This is a genomic window from Rahnella sp. BIGb0236 (assembly GCF_004364755.1).
GTDB lineage: Bacteria > Pseudomonadota > Gammaproteobacteria > Enterobacterales > Enterobacteriaceae > Rahnella > Rahnella victoriana.
Genome location: NZ_SOAO01000006.1, coordinates 148,998 through 169,251, shown reverse-complemented (window position 1 = coordinate 169,251; position 20,254 = coordinate 148,998). Strand labels below are relative to the sequence as shown.

15 protein-coding genes are annotated in these 20,254 nt (G+C 55.7%); 11 read left to right on the top strand and 4 right to left on the bottom strand.

The features are described 5' to 3' along the window. Positions 1-120 precede the first annotated feature (120 nt). Entirely contained in the window at positions 121-2,847 is a 2,727-nt protein-coding gene (gene malT / locus EDF78_RS14300) for an HTH-type transcriptional regulator MalT (RefSeq protein ID WP_133823335.1), read from the bottom strand. A gap of 322 nt (positions 2,848-3,169) precedes the next feature. On the opposite strand from malT, the gene malP reads away from it, so the two are divergent. The 4 genes from malP (at position 3,170) to EDF78_RS14280 (ending at position 8,793) form a co-directional block, all read left to right on the top strand. Then, positions 3,170-5,572 carry a maltodextrin phosphorylase gene (gene malP, locus EDF78_RS14295; protein ID WP_133823334.1) on the top strand — a complete coding sequence of 801 codons (2,403 nt, stop codon included), beginning with the start codon at positions 3,170-3,172 and terminating at the stop codon, positions 5,570-5,572. Positions 5,573-5,581: 9 nt separating this feature from the next. Next, complete coding sequence (gene malQ, locus EDF78_RS14290) at positions 5,582-7,669, top strand: 4-alpha-glucanotransferase (protein WP_133823333.1); 2,088 nt, start codon at positions 5,582-5,584, stop codon at positions 7,667-7,669. A gap of 200 nt (positions 7,670-7,869) precedes the next feature. Further along, the gene (locus tag EDF78_RS14285; protein WP_095923610.1) at positions 7,870-8,211 is read left to right on the top strand and encodes a helix-turn-helix transcriptional regulator; all 342 of its coding nucleotides are present in this window, start codon (positions 7,870-7,872) and stop codon (positions 8,209-8,211) included. 21 nt (positions 8,212-8,232) lie between these two features. Next, positions 8,233-8,793, top strand: coding sequence for a HipA domain-containing protein (locus EDF78_RS14280; protein WP_268247585.1), 561 nt, complete (start codon positions 8,233-8,235; stop codon positions 8,791-8,793). A gap of 121 nt (positions 8,794-8,914) precedes the next feature. Here the strand turns inward: EDF78_RS14280 and malG are convergent, their stop codons facing one another. From malG to malE, 3 genes are all read right to left on the bottom strand, one after another. Then, positions 8,915-9,805 (bottom strand): maltose ABC transporter permease MalG, encoded by an 891-nt coding sequence (malG, locus tag EDF78_RS14275; RefSeq protein ID WP_095923608.1) that lies wholly within the window; start codon positions 9,803-9,805, stop codon positions 8,915-8,917. Positions 9,806-9,818: 13 nt separating this feature from the next. After that, entirely contained in the window at positions 9,819-11,378 is a 1,560-nt protein-coding gene (gene malF / locus EDF78_RS14270; protein ID WP_133823332.1) for a maltose ABC transporter permease MalF, read from the bottom strand. 71 nt (positions 11,379-11,449) lie between these two features. After that, positions 11,450-12,649 carry a maltose/maltodextrin ABC transporter substrate-binding protein MalE gene (gene malE / locus EDF78_RS14265; protein WP_095923606.1) on the bottom strand — a complete coding sequence of 400 codons (1,200 nt, stop codon included), beginning with the start codon at positions 12,647-12,649 and terminating at the stop codon, positions 11,450-11,452. Between the two features lie 377 nt (positions 12,650-13,026). Here malE and malK point away from each other — a divergent pair, with 377 nt between their 5' ends. The 7 genes from malK (at position 13,027) to gdhA (ending at position 20,190) form a co-directional block, all read left to right on the top strand. Then, positions 13,027-14,136: a maltose/maltodextrin ABC transporter ATP-binding protein MalK gene (malK, locus tag EDF78_RS14260; protein WP_095923605.1), complete on the top strand. Its 1,110-nt coding sequence runs from the start codon at positions 13,027-13,029 to the stop codon at positions 14,134-14,136. 29 nt (positions 14,137-14,165) lie between these two features. Beyond that, on the top strand, positions 14,166-15,461 hold the full coding sequence (locus tag EDF78_RS14255) for a maltoporin (RefSeq protein ID WP_095923604.1): 1,296 nt from the start codon (positions 14,166-14,168) through the stop codon (positions 15,459-15,461). 225 nt (positions 15,462-15,686) lie between these two features. Continuing rightward, entirely contained in the window at positions 15,687-16,583 is an 897-nt protein-coding gene (gene malM, locus EDF78_RS14250; RefSeq protein ID WP_095923603.1) for a maltose operon protein MalM, read from the top strand. A 239-nt stretch (positions 16,584-16,822) separates the two neighbouring features. Beyond that, positions 16,823-17,662, top strand: a complete 840-nt coding sequence (locus tag EDF78_RS14245; RefSeq protein WP_133823331.1) for an AraC family transcriptional regulator — start codon at positions 16,823-16,825, stop codon at positions 17,660-17,662. 51 nt (positions 17,663-17,713) lie between these two features. Beyond that, positions 17,714-18,151, top strand: a complete 438-nt coding sequence (locus EDF78_RS14240) for a DUF2000 domain-containing protein (protein WP_119823325.1) — start codon at positions 17,714-17,716, stop codon at positions 18,149-18,151. Between the two features lie 96 nt (positions 18,152-18,247). Beyond that, a complete protein-coding gene (locus EDF78_RS14235; RefSeq protein ID WP_095923599.1) occupies positions 18,248-18,733 on the top strand; it encodes a methylated-DNA--[protein]-cysteine S-methyltransferase in 486 nt (161 codons plus the stop codon). A 113-nt stretch (positions 18,734-18,846) separates the two neighbouring features. Next, positions 18,847-20,190: an NADP-specific glutamate dehydrogenase gene (gene gdhA, locus EDF78_RS14230; protein WP_095923598.1), complete on the top strand. Its 1,344-nt coding sequence runs from the start codon at positions 18,847-18,849 to the stop codon at positions 20,188-20,190. Positions 20,191-20,254: the final 64 nt, after the last annotated feature.

Here is a 20,254-nt window from a genome sequence, read left to right as displayed (position 1 = left end):
TCACCGGATTTTATTTTTGAGCGAAAAATGTTCGCTAATGAAAAATAGGCATAACACATCAACTTATTTCGCTGATGTGTTATGAAAAGTAGAAATATCACCGGGATTGTTGAAGGGAATTTACGCGCCGTACCCCATGACCTGTAACAGATGCTGCGCCTGCTGCACCGCTTCCTGACGGTGTGCGACGCCCAGTTTCTGATACAGATTTCGGATGTGCGTTTTGATGGTGGTGGAGGCCACGTCCAGCTCACCGGCAATCTGGTCATTGCTGTAACCGGAGTAGATCAGCCCCAGAACCTGCCATTCGCGCTGAGTCAGCGGGCTGGTGCGGATCAGTTCCGGCACCTGCGGATGGGTCAGCAGTTTGTTCACGAAGCCTTCGTCGAAATGGGCAAACTTATGGCGATGATGCTGGTTAATTTCGCGCAGAATTTGCTGGGCGCGACGCTGTTCCAGTTCCGGCAGCAGATTGAGCTGGATCATCTGACGCAGCTGTTGCGCCATCATTTCGCCTTCAATGACGAAATGGCTGACAAAACCGGTGCGGTTCGCCAGCGTCAGGGCTTCAATCAGCACCCGCTGGGCATCACTTTTGCGGCCGGTATGCCAGTACAGCAAATTGCTCAGCAGCAGGTTACGGTTGAGATCACTGGTCAGGCGCAACTGGCGGGCGTTCTGATTCAGTTCATCAAGCACCACTTCGGCTTCATCAAACTTCTCCAGCAAAATCTGCACGCGGGCAATATTGCGCCACTGGCCTTGCTGGAAATGGTTGTCGGCCATGTCGGGTTTGCGCGCCTGTTGCAGCCACTGCCGCGCCGCGGTTTTATCGCCGATCATCTGCCAGTAAATCACCCGCGGCTTGTCGGTATTGGTCAGCCAGTCGATATGATACTGACCGGTTTTCAGCAACGTTTCGCAGCGTTGCAGATGATGATGGGCATTGTCGAGCTGACCACGCGCCAGCGAGCATTTCGCCAGCATCGCCAGACACTGCAACTGTTGTTGCGGCTGGAAGTTAGTCAGCACGCTCAGACCCTGACGGGCGGCTTCTTCGGCGTCATCAAGGCGCGACCACGACCACAGCAGTTGTGAACGAAGACGCAGTAAAAATTCGTGCATCGGCAACTGCTCAAGATGCTGTTCGCGCACCAGTTCAAAGGCGCGATCCTGCATCTCGAACGCGGCCTGCAAAAAGCCCTGTGCAATCAGGATTTCACTCTGCTGCAACAGCGCCCAGAGGGCGTAATGATAGGCCTCGTGTCGGCGGGCAATCTGTTCGGTTTGTTGCATCAGCGGCAGGGCGCGGGTCAGATCGCCTTTGCAGTGCTGGATTTCGCCGGTGACCGACGTCGCCACAATGCGGCTGTAATAACTTTCATACGGCAGATAACGCAGGGCGTCGGCGGCCAGTTTTTCCGCCTCATCCTGACGGCCATCGTTGATCGCCACCTGCGCGCGCAGGGCATCAAATTCCGCCGCCAGTTCCTGTTCCATGACGATATTGCGCTGCTGCATTTCGCTTTCCGCGCGCACCAGCAAGGCTTCCACTTCGGCATAACGGTGCTGACTTTGCGCCAGCCACGCCTGTAACAACACCAGTTTCGGGTTCTGGATCAGCCGGTCGTAAGGCAGCGCCGCCAGACACTCTTCCAGCAACGCCAGTTCGCTCTGATTGAACAACGACCAGGCATGTTGCAGCAGAATATCGCGCAGCATATTGGTGTCTTCCGCCCCCAGCGCGTGATGAATGGCTTCGGCGGGGAAGCCTTGCGCCAGCCAGCCTTCTGCCGCCGCGCGGTGAATGGCGGGCAGTTCGGTCGCCAGTTCCCACTGACAACGCTGGCGCAGGAAAGTGGCAAACAGCGGGTGGAAGTTAAACCATTCGCCGCTGTCATCCATCCGGTTGATGAATAATCCCTGACGCTCCAGTTCTTCCAGACGCTGCTGACCATTTTCGCTGCCGGTCAGGCGCACGATCAGCGCATCATTCATTGAGCGCAGCAGCGAGCAGCGCAGTAAAAAGTCACGGGTCGGCGCGTCAACGCGATTCAGCACTTCATCCACCAGATATTCCGACAGATGACTGGCATTGAGTCCGGCCAGTTTGCGCGCGGATTGCTGGGTTGAATGCTGTGAAGAGTGGGAGGACTGGCGTGCCGACAGGGCGATCAGCTGGAGCGCGGTGGCCCAGCCTGCGACTTCATCACAAAGGCGTCCGCTGTCTGCCTGATCAATCGGGTCTTTCAGCCGGTTATCGAAAAACTGCTGGGTTTCGGGATGAGTAAACGCCAGATGCGAGGCGTTGAGTTCCAGCAGTTGATCCCGCACACGCATATTGGCGATGCCCAGCGGCGGCAGGGTGCGCGAGAGCACCACCAGCGACAGATTCTCCGGCTGGTGACGCAGGAAAAAACGCATGCCTTCATGAATGGCGTCATTGGAAATCAGATGATAATCGTCAATGACCAGCAACAGCGGGCTATGCCAGTCGGAAAGCTCGACAAAAAGCTGGGCAAACAGCGCCGGTAAACTGGCGTACTGATGTTTGAGGCTCAGCGCCTCGCTTTTCACGCAATGTCCGCCGCACGCCTGCTGTACCGCCGCAATCAGATAGCTGGCAAACCGCTCCGGCTGGTTGTCGCTTTCATCAAGAGAATACCAGCCGAGATCGCTTTTACCTGCTGCCCAGTGCGCCACCAGTGTCGTTTTACCATAGCCCGCCGGACTGGCGACCAGGGTCAGACGATAATTGGGCGCAGTCGAGAGCCTGGTCAGAAGACGCTCGCGAACCACTGTATTTTGCTGCCGCACCGGGCGGCTCAATTTTGACGGGATCAGCATTTTTTTCGATTCTTTTGACAGAAAGACAGAAGGGGCGTTATTTATTTCACAGCGTGTAATTAATCACTTTTTCTAAAGTCCTCCTTTGAAACATTGATTGCAAGAATGTTACGTTTTTACATGCCGTTAAGTTGCTCTGCATCACACTTCTTAATACAAATTTTCGGGCATTCGCCCTGATGCCCCGTCTCCTCCGGCTACGCCCCGTTTCTCCTCCCTGCCTAATCTTTGGCGGGATGATGCTGCTCACCGACACACGCGTCAGCATAGTGATAATCAACATCAGACTTTCCCAACAAATTTCCGGATAAAGAGGCATGTGATGCAGGTGACTTTGGATAAGACACAGTTTTTAGCCGCGCTGAAACGCCAGTGGCAGGGGTTCGGTTTGCAACAGGCACAGGATATGACTCCGCATCAGTGGTGGCAGGCCACCAGTGCCGCATTATCCGAACAACTGAGCGCGCAGCCCGCGCCAGAAGCCACGAAACAGCCGCAGCGCCACGTTAACTATATTTCGATGGAATTCCTGATCGGGCGCCTGACCGCGAATAACCTGATTAATCTCGGCTGGTATGACACGGTCAGTCAGGCGCTGAAAGAACAGGGCGTCGAGCTGGCTGACGTGCTGGAGCAGGAAACCGATCCGGCGCTGGGGAATGGCGGATTAGGCCGTCTGGCGGCCTGTTTCCTCGATTCGATGGCTACCGTCGGGCAACCGGCGACGGGCTACGGCCTGAATTATCAGTACGGTTTATTCCGTCAGTCCTTCAGCGAAGGCAAACAGCAGGAAGCGCCGGATAACTGGCACCGCGAAAGCTATCCGTGGTTCCGCCACAACAGCTCGCTGTCCGTCGATGTCGCCTTTGGCGGCAAGCTGACGAAAAACGAAAAGGGCGCAGAACAGTGGCATCCGGCGTTCACCCTGCGCGGTGAAGCCTGGGATCTGCCGGTGGTCGGTTACCAAAACGGGGTCACCCAGCCGCTGCGTCTGTGGCAGGCCACCGACGTGCATCCGTTTGACCTGACGCTGTTTAACGACGGCGAATTCCTCAAAGCGGAGCAGAAAGGCATTGATGCCGCGAAGCTCACCAAAGTGCTGTATCCGAACGACAATCATGACGCCGGTAAACGCCTGCGCCTGATGCAGCAGTATTTCCAGTGCGCCTGTTCCGTCGGCGATATCCTGCGCCGTCATCATTTCCTCGGCCGCAAAATTGAAGATTTACCGAAATTCGAAGTCATCCAGCTCAACGACACGCACCCGACCATCGCCATTCCTGAACTGCTGCGTATTTTGCTCGACGAACACCAGCTGGAATGGGACGCCGCCTGGGCGATCACCAGCCAGACGTTTGCCTACACCAACCACACGCTGATGCCGGAAGCGCTGGAGTGCTGGGATGAAAAACTGGTGCGCAGCCTGCTGCCGCGCCATTTCTCGCTGATCAAAGCCATCAACGCCCGCTTCAAAAAAGTGGTCGAAAAACAGTGGCCGGGCGACAAAGCGGTGTGGGAGAAACTGTCAGTTCACCAGAACAAACAGGTACGCATGGCCAATCTGTGCGTGGTCAGCGGCTTTGCGGTGAACGGTGTCGCGGCGCTGCATTCCGAGCTGGTGGTGAAAGATCTGTTCCCGGAATATCACCAGTTGTGGCCGAACAAATTCCATAACGTCACCAACGGCATCACGCCACGCCGCTGGCTGAAACAGTGCAACCCGGCGTTGTCTGCGCTGATTGACGACACGCTGAAAACCGAATGGGTGAACAATCTCGATGCGCTGAAAGGGCTGGAAAGTTCTGCGGAGAATAAAAAATTCCGTCAGCGTTATCAGGCGATTAAGCGCCAGAACAAAATCAAACTGGCCGGTTACGTCAAAAACGTCATGGGGCTGACGCTCAACCCGGACGCGATTTTCGATGTGCAGATCAAACGCCTGCACGAATACAAACGTCAGCATCTCAATCTGCTGCACATTTTGTCGCTGTACCGCCAGTTGCGCGATAACCCGGACATGGACATGGTGCCGCGCGTCTTCCTGTTCGGCGCGAAAGCCGCACCGGGTTATTACCTGGCGAAAAACATCATTTACGCCATCAACAAGGTGGCGGAAAAAGTGAATAACGATCCGCGGGTCCGCGACCGCATCAAAGTGGTGTTTATCCCGGATTACCGCGTGTCCGTGGCTGAACTGATGATCCCGGCGGCTGACGTGTCCGAGCAGATTTCGACTGCCGGTAAAGAAGCGTCCGGCACCGGCAACATGAAGCTGGCGCTGAACGGCGCGCTGACCGTCGGCACGCTCGACGGCGCGAACGTCGAGATCGCCGAAGAGGTCGGGGAAGACAACATCTTCATCTTCGGCAATACCGTCGATCAGGTAAAAGCCTTGCAGGCCAAAGGCTACGATCCGCTGAAAATCCGTAAGAAAGACAAGCATCTGGATAAGATCCTTAAAGAACTGGAAAATGGCTTCTTCAGCGATGGTGACAAGCAGGCGTTCAGCCTGATGCTCGACAGCCTGCTGGGCGGCGGCGATCCGTATCTGGTGCTGGCGGACTTTGCGGATTACTGCGCGGCGCAGCAGAAAGTGGACGTGCTGTATCGCGATCAGGATGAGTGGACGCGTAAAACAATCCTCAACACGGCCCGCGTAGGGATGTTCAGTTCCGACCGTTCGATCCGCGATTATCAGCAGCGGATCTGGCAGGCGAAGCGATAAGGAGTCCGCATGGAGAACAAAGCACTGGAACAGGCGGCCAGAGAGGCGGGGATTGCCTCAGGCTTCATTAACGCGCATGGCAAGCAGCAGGCGATTGCCCCTGAAACCAAGCGTGAACTGTTGTCGGCGATGGGCTGGGTGGCCGGTAAACGCCCGGCGACCACGCCGGTCCCAGCGGTCAAAGTGTTCGTCACCGGCAGCCGTCTGGCATTGCCGGTCGGCGGGGAAGGCGAGTATGCCTGGACACTGAAACTGGAAAGCGGCACAACGCAGAGCGGGCGCATCAGCGGCAAAATGACGCTGGCGCTGCCGGGCAAAATCCCAACCGGTTATCACCAGCTGACGCTGAAGCAGGATGCACAGCAGTGGGATTGCCGGGTGATTGTCGCGCCGAAACGCTGTTACGAACCGGACGCCCTGCTGGCCGGTAAAAAACTGTGGGGCGCCTGCGTGCAGCTTTATACGCTGCGCTCGGAGAACAACTGGGGCATCGGCGATTTCGGCGATCTGAATCTGATGCTGAAAAACGTCGCCGAACGCGGTGGTGCGTTTGTCGGGCTGAACCCGATACACGCGCTGTATCCGGCCAATCCGGTGGCGGCCAGCCCGTACAGTCCGTCGTCCCGCCGCTGGCTGAACGTGATTTATATCGACGTCAGCGCGGTGGAGGATTTTCGTCTCAGCGACGCGGCGCAACAGTGGTGGCATCAGCCGGTGACGCAACAGCGTTTGCAGGCCGTCCGCGCCAACGACTGGGTGGATTACGCCAGCGTCATGCCGCTGAAATTAGAAGGTCTGCGTCTGGCTTACGCGCATTTCCAGAGCCGTAAGGCGCAGGATCCGCAGGTGAAATCCCTGCGCCATTTCGTCAAACAGGGCGGTGAAAGCCTGTATTTACAGGCGGCGTTTGATGCGCTGTACGAGCATCTGGCGCAGGAGAGCGATGTGGCGCTGGGCTGGAACCGCTGGCCGGAAAAATACCATGACGCCCGCGGCCCGGCCGTGCGCGCTTTCTGCGAACAACATGCGCAGGACGTGGAGTTTTACCTGTGGCTGCAATGGCTGGCGGAAACCCAGTTTACGCAGTGCTATCACACCAGCCAGCAACACGAGATGCCGATGGGGCTGTATCGTGATCTGGCGGTTGGCGTGGTGCAGGGCGGGTCTGAAACCTGGGGCGACGGCGAACTCTATTGCCTGAAAGCCTCCGTTGGCGCACCGCCGGACATTCTCGGTCCGCTCGGCCAGAACTGGGATCTGCGTCCGATGGATCCGCACGTGATGGTCAGACGCGGCTATCAGCCGTTTATCGATCTTCTGCGTTCCAACATGACCAGTTGCGGGGCGTTGCGTATCGATCATGTGATGACCCTGCTGCGCCTGTGGTGGATCCCGGCCGGTGAAACGGCGGATAAAGGCGCCTATGTGCAATATCCGGTGGACGATCTGCTGGCGATCCTGGCGCTGGAAAGTCAGCGTCACCGCTGCATGGTGATCGGCGAGGATCTGGGCACCGTGCCGGTGGAAATCGTCAGTAAGCTGCGCGAAGGCGGCGTGTATTCCTATAAGGTGCTGTATTTCGAGCGCGATGAGGAAAACAACTTTCGTGCGCCGCAGTCGTATCCGGTGCAGGCGATGGCAACCATCACCACGCATGACCTGCCGACGCTGCGCGGTTACTGGCAAAGCGACGATCTGGCGCTGGGTAAAACGCTCGGTTTATACCGTGACGAAGCCGTTTTGCAGGAGCTGTACGCCGACCGCGCCCGTGCGCGTCAGGGGCTGCTCGACGGTTTACATCATTACGACTGCATCCCGAAGAAAACCGGACGCAAAGCGGCACTGATGGAAATGACCCCGGTACTGAACCGTGGCCTGCAACGTTACGTCGCCGACAGCGCCTGTGCCTTGCTCGGCCTGCAACCGGAAGACTGGCTGGACATGGACGCACCGGTCAACGTGCCCGGCACCAGCGACGAATACCCGAACTGGCGCCGTAAGTTGTCCCACACGCTCGAAGAGATGTTCGCTGACGAGCATGTGAATAAGCTGATTAAAGACCTCGATAAACGCCGCCGGAAAGTGTCGGTAAGCTGAGGTTTAAAAAAGAAGTGAAAAAGGGAGTGCTGCCGTGAGGGAGTGCTCCTTTTTTATTTGTGCTTATAAATCAACCAATAACAAAACCCGGATAAAGACTGCGGTCAGGCTTTCCGCAGCACTCCAAACTTTATCTTGCTTAGTTTTCATTGCACCTTAAAGTAATCACTAATGACATAATGTTTATTTTAAGGTGCAATATGAAACGTTCTCAATCTTTGCTGGTATCGGAAAATCTTTTGCAGCAACTCCGCGAAATGGGACGCTTGCTCGCTGAAAGCCGGATTGCACGAAAGATGACGCAATCCGAAGCAGCGGTGCGAGCCAACCTTGGCAGAAATACTGTCAGCAGGATTGAGAATGGAGATACAAGTGTCGCAATAGGACAAATTCTGCGTTATCTCGATGCCATTCGTCCGGGAGTAACTTTGGCCGACCTCTTATCAGGGGAAGACAACGTCGTACAGTCGATGAATGAGAAAATCAGACCTCAGCGCGCCCGTGCATTATCCGAGAGGGAACTTAAAGATTATGACTTCTGAAAGCACTTTTTTAATTCCGCGCTGACATTCATGGACTTACATGAGATGGACTCACCGAAAAGCAGTTATGCGGATATGGCTGATGCCATGAGAATGCATCTGAACGCAAAGTTTCTTCAGCAGGATTTAACTGAGCTGTTTAAACGAATGATATTTAATATTTTAATTAACAACGACGATGATCATTTAAGAAATCATGGTTTTATTCTGATGGATGATCCCGCTCAGTTGGCAGTTTCTGCGTGTCAGGAACCCCCGCAATCTGTTTCTCTGGCATGGCGTCTCAGCCCTTTATATGACGTTGTTCCGCGCCCAAGTGGCACTTATTCTCGTCTTCTGCATTTAGGTGTGGGCCAGTTTGGCCGGGAAGCAACATTGATTAATGCGGTTTCCTGGTCTGAGCGTTTTGGCCTCAGCCGCCAGCTGGCGATCAATGAAATTGATTCAGTGTGGAAAGCGGTTCGCGAATGGCGTAATTGTTTCGAGGAATTTGCGGTAGGCGGGCAGGATATTGATTCGGTAAAAAGTGCCTTCAGGCATATTCGTGAAATCGGAGGAAAAGAGCTTGGGCTTTGCGATTAAGTCTTATAAATGATTGAGTTCATTATTAGAATTCAGAGGATGTAATAAAAAAAGGCGGCTTATTCAGCCGCCCAAGACACAGGGAATTGATCAAGTATTACAAAGCGCATTAGCCTTACCGTTAACCTTTCACACCGCCTGCCGTTAAGCCGCCGACCAGCCAGCGTTGAGCAATCAGGAACACTGCCGTAATCGGGATAGCGGACAATATGGCGGCTGCCGCGAAATCGCCCCACAGGTAGTTTTGCGGGTTCAGATATTGCTGCATACCCACTGCCAGGGTGTAGCTGTTCACATCACGCAGCAGTAAAGACGCCACCGGCACTTCGGTGATGGCCGCGATAAACGACAGAATAAATACCACCGCCAGAATCGGCACGGACAGCGGCAGCAGCACCAGCCGGAACGCCTGCCACGGGCTGGCACCGTCCAGCGCGGCGGCTTCTTCCAGCGAACCGTCGATGGTTTCGAAATAGCCTTTGATGGTCCAGACGTGCAGGGCGATGCCGCCCATATACGCGAAGATCACGCCGCCGTGGGTGTTCAGCCCGAGGAACGGCACGTACATGCCGAGGCGGTCGAACAGGGCGTATAACGCCACCAGCGACAGCACCGCCGGGAACATCTGGAAAATCAGCATCCCCTTGAGCAGCGAACTTTTGCCGCGGAATTTCATGCGGGCAAAGGCGTAGGCGCAGGTAGTGGACAGCGCCACGATCCCGACCGCAGTGATCCCGGCGATCTTGATCGAGTTCCACAGCCACAACATGACCGGGAACGGCGGCGGCGTGATGCTGCCGTCGCTGTTGGTGACCGCGATGCCGAGCGCCAGTTTCCAGTGATCCCACGACACCTGATCGGGGATCAGGCTGCCGGTGGCGAAGTTACCGGGGCGCAGCGAGATGGCGAAGACCATCAGCAGCGGGAACAGGATCAGCGCCAGAAAACACAGCAGTAAAAGATGCGTGACCAGCAATCTGACTTTCTGCGACTTAGGTTTAACCATGGGCATTGTCTGTTTCTCCTTAGTCGAATTTCATGCGTGAGGCTTTCAGGTTCACGACAGCCAGCGCACCCACCAGCAGGAAGATCAGCGTGGCGATTGCCGCCGCCAGCCCGAAGTCCTGTCCGCCGCCGCCTTCGAAGGCGATGCGGTAGGTGTAGCTGACCAGCAAATCGGTATGACCCGCAGGCGTGGTGGTGCCGAGCATGTCCGGGCCGCCGTTGGTCAGCAGCTGGATCAGCACGAAGTTATTAAAGTTAAACGCAAAGCTGGCGATCATCAGCGGGGTCAGCGGTTTGATCAATAGCGGCAGCGTGATGCGGAAGAAGTTCTGCATCGGCGTCGCGCCGTCCATGGCTGACGCTTCGTAAAGGTCGTCAGGAATGGCTTTCAGCAGGCCCATGCACAGGATCATCATGTACGGATAACCGAGCCAGGTGTTGACGATGATGATCATGCTTTTGGCAGTCCACGGGTCGCTGAACCACGCCGGTTTGATGCCAAACAGGGCGCTGAGCATCAGGTTGATCTCACCAAAGCTCTGGTTGAATAACCCTTTGAAAATCAGAATCGAAATGAACGCGGGAACGGCATACGGCAGGATCAGCAGGATGCGGTACGCCGCCTTGCCTTTCAGCTCCTCCCACTGCACGACGCAGGCCAGCACCATGCCGACGGCGACGGTGAGCACCACGGTCAGCAGCGCAAACACCACGGTCCAGACGAAAATCGACAGGAAGGGTTTCTGGATCCCTTCGTCATGCAATACGCGCAGGAAGTTGCCCCAGCCGATGCCGACGGTAAAGCCGGGGCTGAGTTTTTCAGCCTGCCATTCGCCCTGCGCATTCACGGCCTGATAAAAACCGCTGTCCATGTTCGGGCGGTAAAGGGTGCCGGTTTGTACGTTGGTCAGCTGTTTTTCATCTTCGCCGAGTTTGTACAGTGGCTGGGTGCCGGAGAACTGGCGCAGGGAACTCATGCGCAACGTTTCGCCGTCGGGTAATTTTGCAGAGATCTGACCGAGCGCCAGACGGTTTTGTGTCACCACCCGCAGCCCGGCTTTTTCAGCTGACGGCGCGGTTTGCGGCAGCATTTCCAGCGTTTGCGGTGCCTGAGCATCGAAAGCAAAAGGCGGAGAAACCAGCGTTTCGCTGTTATCCGGCGACGTCAGCGCCAGTTGCCACTTATCACCGGCAGACTTTTCACCAGCAGGGAAGAGCGCAAAATTCAGCGCCTTGCCGCCCTGGAATTCACGCCCCATCAGGACGGACTGTGCGCGCTCGAAAGTCAGCTGGTTGGTGCTGCTGTAATTAGTAAAGGCAATCGCGATGGTGCAGACCAGCGGGAACAGCACGAACAACGACATCCCGGCCAGACCGGGGTAGACGTAGCGCCACGAATAGGCGCGGCGGTTGCCATAAATGTATAAGCCGACGCCGGAAAGGATCAGGGTCAGAACGGCAAAGAGGTATTCACCCTGCGCATACATCAGCACGATCAGATAACCGGTCAGGCAGGCGAGCAGGGCGATGATCAGCCACTTAAACGCATTGCTGAACGGCCGTTTTTTGGCTATTGGCATAGGGACAATCCTTGTAGTGGCGGTACGGAGCAGGTCGGCTCCGTACCGTTCATTGAGCTAAAACGCTGGCATTACTTGGTAATGCGGGTTTCTACATCTTTCAGCGCCTGCGGCACCGTCTGACGGCCATTCACTGCGTTGATGATGGCGCTGCGTTCTGCGTACCAGAAGGCGCTCATCTGCGGGATGTTTGGCATGATTTCGCCGTTTTTCGAGTTCGCCATGGTTGCAGCGATACGCGGATCTTTTTCCAGCTGTTCCTGATAGGTTTTCAGCGCCACGGCACCCAGTGGTTTGTCCTTATTCACTACCGCCAGACCTTCGTCGGTGATCAGGTAGTTTTCCAGGAACTCTTTCGCCAGTTCTTTGTTCGGGCTGGCGGCGTTGATCCCGGCAGTCAGCACGCCGACGAACGGTTTAGACGGCTTGCCGTGGAAGCTTGGCAGCAGCGTTACGCCATAGTTGATTTTGCTCTTGTCGAGGTTTGACCACGCCCACGGACCGTCGATGGTCATGGCGGTCTGGCCTTTGTTGAAGGCGGCTTCGGCGATGGAATAATCGGTGTCGGCGTTAATGTGTTTGTTTTTCACCAGATCGATGATGAATTGCAGGCCAGCCTGTGAACCTGCGTTATTGACGCCGGTGTCTTTGATGTTGTATTTGCCGTTTTCATATTTGAAGGCATAACCGCCGTCAGCGGCAATGATTGGCCAGGTGAAGTACGGTTCCTGCAAGTTCCACATGATGGCGCTCTTGCCTTTGGCGCGCAGCTCTTTGTCCAGCGCCGGGATTTCTTCCCAGGTTTTTGGCGCTTCTTTAATGATGTCTTTGTTGTAAATCAGTGACAGCGCCTCAACCGCGACCGGATAGCCGATCAGCTTGCCGTTGAAGGTGACCGCATCCCAGGTGAACGGGAACAGTTTGTCTTTGAAAGTCTGATCCGGGCTGATTTCAGCCAGCAGGCCGGATTGTGCGTAGCCGCCAAAACGGTCATGCGCCCAGAAGATAATGTCAGGGCCGCCGCCGGTGGCTGCCACTTGCGGGTATTTTTCTTCCAGCTTGTCCGGATGTTCTACCGTGACTTTAATGCCGGTGTCTTTTTCGAATTTCTTACCGACTTCCGCCAGGCCGTTATAGCCCTTGTCACCGTTGATCCAGATGACCAGCTTACCTTCTTCTATTTTGGCAAAAGCGGAAGATGACAACACCAGCGTAGCCAGCGCCGAGAGTGCCAGTGTGTGTTTAACCATTTTCTTAATGCTGAGGGTCATAATCCAATCCTTTTATTTCCTGTGAGGAGTCGGTTTTTCTGCCGTCTGAGACGGAAAAGACAGGGTACGATGCCAGTGTGGATTCAACCCGCCGGTGCTTCATCATCCCCCCCTCTACGCCCCCGCCTCTCAGAATGTGATCCCGCCGACAGTCTCAGGCGTTATGTGGCTCATCACTCAAAAATATGCTTCGTTTTTTGCCATTCAGATCACGAATTTGATTTTTGGTCTGAACTTTCATCCGGTTGCGTGAAACCGTCATCCTCCCTGCTCCTCCCCCATGAAAAACTTTGTTACGGATGATTACGCTTAACCGCTAATCCTTCACTCTTCGTTGCATTGAGTTTTCTCGCTGGCAGCAAGTACAGGAGTTCAGGATGGCGAGCGTTTCCCTTAACAGCGTGTACAAAGCCTTTGGCGATACCGTGATTTCCAGCGACATCAATCTGGAAATAGAAGAAGGCGAGTTTGTGGTGTTTGTCGGTCCGTCCGGCTGCGGTAAATCCACTTTGCTGCGCATGATTGCCGGTCTGGAGGACATCACGTCCGGCGAGCTGAAGATTGGCGATAAACGCATGAACGAAGTGCCACCGGCCGATCGCGGCATCGGCATGGTGTTCCAGTCTTATGCGCTGTATCCGCATCTTTCTGTCGCAGAAAACATGTCGTTTGGCCTGAAGCTGGCCGGGGCGAAAAAAGCTGAAATCAGCCAGCGGGTCAATCAGGTTTCCGAAGTGCTGCAACTGGCGCACCTGCTCGACCGCCGCCCGAAAGCCCTGTCCGGCGGACAACGTCAGCGCGTGGCGATTGGCCGTACGCTGGTGGCCGAACCGACGGTGTTCCTGCTCGATGAACCGCTTTCTAACTTAGATGCCGCGCTGCGTGTGCAGATGCGCATTGAGATTTCACGCCTGCATAAGCGCCTGAAACGCACCATGATTTACGTGACCCACGATCAGGTCGAAGCGATGACGCTGGCCGATAAAATCGTGGTGCTCGATGCCGGACATATCGCCCAGGTCGGGAAGCCGCTCGAGCTGTATCACTATCCTGCCAACCGTTTTGTCGCCGGGTTTATCGGCTCACCAAAAATGAATTTCCTGCCGGTGAAAGTCACCGGTGCTGAACCTGCGCGTGTGCAGGTCGAGTTGCCAAACCGCCAGCAAGTCTGGCTGCCGGTGGAAGGTACTGACGTGAAAGTCGGCAGCAACCTGTCACTGGGTATTCGCCCTGAACACCTTCTGCCCAGCGACGTCGCGGAAGTGACGCTGTCCGGTGAAGTGCAGGTCGTCGAGCAACTGGGTAACGAAACACAGATCCACATCCAAATTCCGGCAATTCGTCAGAACCTGGTGTACCGCCAGAACGACGTGGTGCTGGTAGAAGAAGGTGCAACATTCGCCATCGGTTTGCCGCCACACCGCTGCCATCTGTTCCGTGAAGACGGAACCGCATGTCGCCGGTTACACCCCGAACCTGGTGTTTGAAAGCACGCGATCCCCTACAGGAGAAAATGATGATCACAATGCGTAGTTCTTCCCTGGCGCTGGCAGTGGCTGCTGGCATCCTTTCTACACAAGCAATGGCGGTGGATTTCACAGGTTATGCCCGTTCGGGTATTGGCTGGACCGGCAGCGGCGGCGAACAGCAATGTTTCAAAGCAACGGGCGCAGATAGCAAATACCGTCTCGGTAACGAATGTGAGACCTATGCAGAGTTGAAACTGGGTCAGGAAGTGTGGAAAGAAGGGGATAAGAGCTTCTACTTCGACACCAACGTGGCGTATTCCGTCTCACAACAGAACGACTGGGAGTCAACCGATCCGGCTTTCCGCGAAGCAAACGTGAAGGGTAAAAACCTGATCGAATGGCTGCCGGGTTCCACCATCTGGGCCGGTAAGCGTTTCTACCAACGTCATGATGTTCACATGATCGACTTCTACTACTGGGATATTTCAGGTCCTGGTGCCGGTCTGGAAGATATCGATCTGGGCTTCGGTAAGCTGTCTCTGGCGGCAACCCGTAACACCGAAAGTGGCGGTTCATACGGTTACATCGCCGATCAGCGTGACGAAGTGCCAACCTCCAATGACGTGTTCGACGTGCGTCTGGCAGGTCTGCAAACGAACCCGGGCGGCGTGCTGGAGTTAGGTGTGGATTACGGTCGTGCCAATGCGCGTGACGGTTACACACTGGCTGACGACGCGACCAAAGACGGTTTCCTGGTCACCGCAGAACATACGCAAAGCATCTATAACGGCTACAACAAATTCGTACTGCAATACGCGTCTGATTCCATGACCGATCCGGGTCAGGGCGCAGCGAACGGCCACTCCAACGGTGCGGCTATCAACAACAATGGCAGCATGGTTCGTGTGCTCGACCACGGTGCGATCGACTTCAACGACACCTGGAGCCTGATGTACGTGGCGATGTATCAGGACGTTGACCGCGATAACAACAATGGCACCACCTGGTACACCGTCGGTGTCCGTCCGATGTACAAATGGACCCCGATCATGAGCACCTTGCTGGAAGTCGGTTACGACAACGTGAAATCCCAGCGTACCGGCGACAAAAACGGACAGTACAAAGTCACCCTGGCGCAACAATGGCAGGCGGGCGACAGCATCTGGTCACGTCCGGCCATCCGTGTGTTCGCAACCTATGCGAACTGGGATGAGAAATGGGGCTACGACACTGACAGCGGCGCAAGCAATGGCTTAGCAATGAACGACACCAGCACCCGTACCTTCAGCCGTGGTAATGACGACGAAGTAACCTTCGGCGCCCAGATGGAAATCTGGTGGTAATCCTCTTCGTCCTTTGAGCCGCAGATGCGTTGGCTGCCTTCACTCACCCCGGTCACATACTTGTGTATGCTCCCGGGGATGAGTTCAGTTGCCGCCTTCCTGCAACTCAAATGACTTTGAGGCCTGTGCCAGTTTTCAAAAGTACAAGCAGTAAAGAAGATGTGCTGGCTGGCGGATTATCGCTGATGACCGCCAGCCTTCATGGTGATTTCAAAGGAAACAATAATGAAAAAGAATCTGCTGTCACTGTGTCTGTCGCTGAGCCTGTTGGCTGCTGCCCCTGCGGTGGTGAATGCTGCGCAAAATGATGCGAATACGGCACCGGCTATTTCCAGCCAGACCTTACGCAACCTTTCATGGACGCCGCTGGTTCCGCCAGTGACGCAGGATGTGACGCTGGGGACGTCCAGTGTTGAAATCAATCAGGGTGAGATTCAGGGCGCCGTCGGGGCTTTCGCGTTGCCAGCCGATCGGGGTTCGCTTGAAATTACACTGACCAGTATCGCGACCGGTAAAACCGTGTATGCGCCAAATGTTCTGGTACTGGATGAGCAGATGCGTCCGGCCGCGTTTTACCCTTCCAGCTATTTCCCGTATCAGAAACCGGGCATCGTCTCGAGCGACCGTCTGGAAGGCACACTGAAACTGACACCGGCACTGGGTCAGAAACAAATTTATCTGCTGGTGTACACCACCCGTCAGGATCTGGCAGAGACCACGCAGATGGTCAACCCGGCGAAAGCTTTCGCTGCGGGCGTGGGTAACGCCGTACCGGATATCCCGGATCCGATTGCCCGTCATACCCCGACCGGCACGCTGAGCCTGAAAGTCACCGCCGAGCAGAAAACCGGTAACGTGATGATTGGTCAGATCTTCCCGTCTTCCGCACCAGCCGCCGCTGCACCGGTCGTCGTCGGCAGCACACAAGCGCCTGCGCCTGCCGCAGCACCGGCAAAACCGAGCGAGCCAATGCTCAGCGATTCAGAAACCTACTTCAATGACGCGATTAAGAAAGCAGTGAAAGCAGGGGACGTCGATAAGGCCCTGAAACTGCTGGACGAAGCCGAACGTCTGGGTTCCAAAACCGCCCGTAAAACCTTTATCGAAAGCGTGAAGCACTAACTTCCTACCCTGCAAGTGCAGGAGATAAAGCAGACGGTTTTTAGCTCCTCCCCCTGCGAAGGGGGAGGCAGGGAGGGGGTTTAGCAAACCATAAAATAGTCGATGTTTACGCATTGCGATCTGTCCTTAATACCCCACCCCAGCCCTCCCCTTCGCAGGGGAGGGAGTTTTAAACCCACCGAGTTTTATTCACTCCGCCTATTTGTTACCCTGTTGTTAATTCATTCAGCGGGGGATGTATGGCGTCTGCAAACTGGGTCGACTTATCGAAAGATAAAGACAGCGGGATCGAAACGATCCACGCCCATTTCGAAGGCCACGCGTACGATCCTCACTGGCATGACAGCTATCTGGTCGGCGTTACCCAGTACGGTTTGCAGCAGTTCAGTTGCCGCCGCCAGAAGCACCAGAGTTTGCCGGGCAAAGTCTTTATGCTCGAGCCGGGTGAAATTCATGACGGCGATGCCGTGCAGCCTGGCGGTTTTACCTATCACATGCTGTATCTCGATCCGCAGTGGCTGAGCCGTGAACTGGCGGCGCGGCGCGATTCGCTGTCTTCTGCCGGTGACCCGAGTTTCGAAAATACCTTAGCGCAGGATCCGCAACTGGCGCAGGCGACCTCGCGGGCGTTTCAGGCGCTGCACGGTAAAGAGCTGCGCATTGTGCGCCAGACTGCGCTCGACGGCTTGCTCAGTGCGCTGGGCGGGCATCTCACCTGGCAACCGCCGCGGCTTCTGGGGGATGCGCCCTGGTCGCGGGTGGCGCATCAGGCGCGGGAATATCTGCATGCGCATCTGCATGAAGACGTCGGCCTCGAACAACTGGCGGCGGCAACCGGTGAAAGCCGTTTTGTGGTCAGCCGTGCGTTTAAAGCCGAATTCGGATTGCCGCCGCACGCCTATCTTATTCAGCTGAAACTGACCCGCGCCCGCGAAGGGCTGGCGCTCGGGCGTACGCCGGCTGCCGTGGCCGCCGATTTAGGGTTTGCCGATCAGAGCCATCTCGGGCGCTGGTTCCGCCGTGCGTATCAGCTCACGCCAGCGCATTACCGGCGTCTGTGCACAAATCTTCCAGATTAAGAAAAAGTGACGGGTTAAGCTCAGATTTCAACTGAACCGGAGCCTGTCATCATGAATACCCCTGCAACCCTTCTTCCCTCATCCCCTGAACGCTGCGTGATTGTGATCAATCAGCAACTTGCCGCAGGACATGCCGCCAATGCCGCCGCCGTACTGGCGCTGACGCTCGGACAGCGCCATCCCGCACTGGTGGGCGAGCCGCTGATAGATGCCGATAACCGCGCCCATCCGGGGCTGATCCCGATTGGTATCAGCGTTCTGGTTGCCGACAGCGAACAACTCACGCAACTTCATCAGCACCTGCTTAATGATGAGGAAATGGACGGCATTATTTTCCCGGTCGAAGGCCAGCAAACCACCGATTACGCCGCTTTTCGCGAGGCCGTGTCGGTTGTGCCGACGGACAATCTGCAACTGCTGGGCATCGCGCTGGCGGGCAAAAAGAAAGTGGTGCGCAAACTGACCGGTAAGCTGGGATTGCTGGGCTGATGACTGTCATTTAACCCGATAAGCCTGAAATAATTTTCGTCGGTTCCTGCCTTTCCGGTAAAGTGTGGAGCGTAAAACTCGCAGAGGAAGGGACTGATGGAATACAGATTCAAGCGCATGGCATCACCGGTCGGGCTGCTGACACTGGCAGCGAAAGGCGACAAACTGACGGCGATTTTGTGGGAATGTGAAATCGACGGTCGTGTGCCGTTAGGCGAGATGCTTGAAGACCCGGCGTTTCCAATCCTGCTGAAAACCGAGCAACAGCTGAACGAATATTTTGCGGGCGAACGTACCTGTTTTGAACTGGAACTCGATTTCACCGGCACCGCATTCCAGAAGGAAGTCTGGGCGGCGTTGCTGGAAATTCCTTTTGGTGAAACGCGCAGTTATAGCGATATCGCCCGCCGGATCGGCCGCCCGAAAGCCGTTCGCGCAGTCGGTGCCGCCAATGGCCGTAACCCGATTTCCATTGTCGCACCGTGTCACCGTGTGATTGGCGCTTCCGGTAAGTTAACCGGCTTTGCCGGGGGGCTGGATAACAAGGCATTGCTGCTGAAGCTGGAAGGTCGCAAATCGTAGGGTCTTTATTGAGGAAATAAATTTCTTGATGTCCGCTTGTCAGTCGATGCATAGTCAAAAAATAAGCAGTAAATAAAAAAGACAACATCACTTACAGACGGAGTTTTACCTTAATGGATCAGATTCAATCCCTCGAACAGTTCTTATCCTCAGTGCAACAACGCGACCCGCATCAGGTCGAATTCTCTCAGGCCGTACGTGAAGTTATGACCACGCTATGGCCTTTCCTCGAACAACATCCGCAATACCGCCGTTCTGCGTTACTCGAGCGTCTGGTGGAGCCGGAGCGTGTCATTCAGTTCCGCATCGCGTGGGTGGATGACAAAAATCAGGTGCAGGTGAACCGTGGCTGGCGCGTGCAGTTCAGCTCGGCCATCGGCCCGTATAAAGGCGGGATGCGTTTCCATCCGTCGGTCAATTTATCGATTCTTAAATTCCTCGGTTTCGAACAAACCTTCAAAAATGCGCTGACCACGTTGCCGATGGGCGGCGGGAAGGGCGGCAGTGATTTCAATCCGAAGGGCAAAAGCGAAGGCGAGATCATGCGTTTCTGTCAGGCGCTGATGCTGGAACTTTACCGCCATCTCGGGCCGGATACCGATGTGCCTGCGGGCGATATCGGTGTCGGCGGGCGTGAAGTCGGCTATATGGCGGGGATGATGAAAAAGCTCTCCAACAACACCGCCAGCGTATTCACCGGCAAAGGGCTGTCGTTCGGCGGCAGCCTGATCCGTCCGGAAGCCACCGGTTATGGTCTGATCTATTTCACTGAATCGATGCTGAAACGTCATGGTCTGGATTTCGAAGGCATGCGCGTGGCGGTTTCCGGATCCGGTAACGTCGCGCAATACGCGATTGAAAAAGCCATGTCACTGGGCGCACGGGTCATTACTGCCTCAGATTCCAACGGGACCGTGGTGGATGAAGCCGGTTTTACGACAGAAAAACTGGCGCTGCTGACCGAAATCAAAGCCAGCCGCGATGGCCGCGTAGCCGATTATGCCCAAAAACTCGGCCTGACCTATCTCGAAGGCCAGCAGCCGTGGAACGTGCCGGTTGATATCGCGCTGCCCTGTGCGACACAAAATGAACTGGATGCCTCTGCGGCACGCGTGCTGATCGCCAACGGTGTGAAAGCGGTGGCGGAAGGCGCAAACATGCCGACCACGATTGAAGCAACCGATCTGTTTACCGACGCAGGCGTGTTGTTCGCGCCGGGTAAAGCGGCGAATGCCGGTGGCGTGGCCACGTCCGGCCTGGAGATGGCGCAGAACGCTGCACGTCTGAGCTGGAAAGCCGACGAAGTGGATGCGCGTCTGCGTCACATCATGCTGGATATCCACCATTCCTGCGTGGAGTTTGGGGGTGAAGGCAAACAGACCCAGTATGTGCGCGGGGCCAATATCGCCGGTTTCGTGAAAGTCGCCGATGCCATGCTGGCGCAGGGCGTGTTGTAATCCGGATTCAGGTTTCAGAAACAACAAAGCCACCTTTGCAGGTGGCTTTTTTATGCGATCAGCA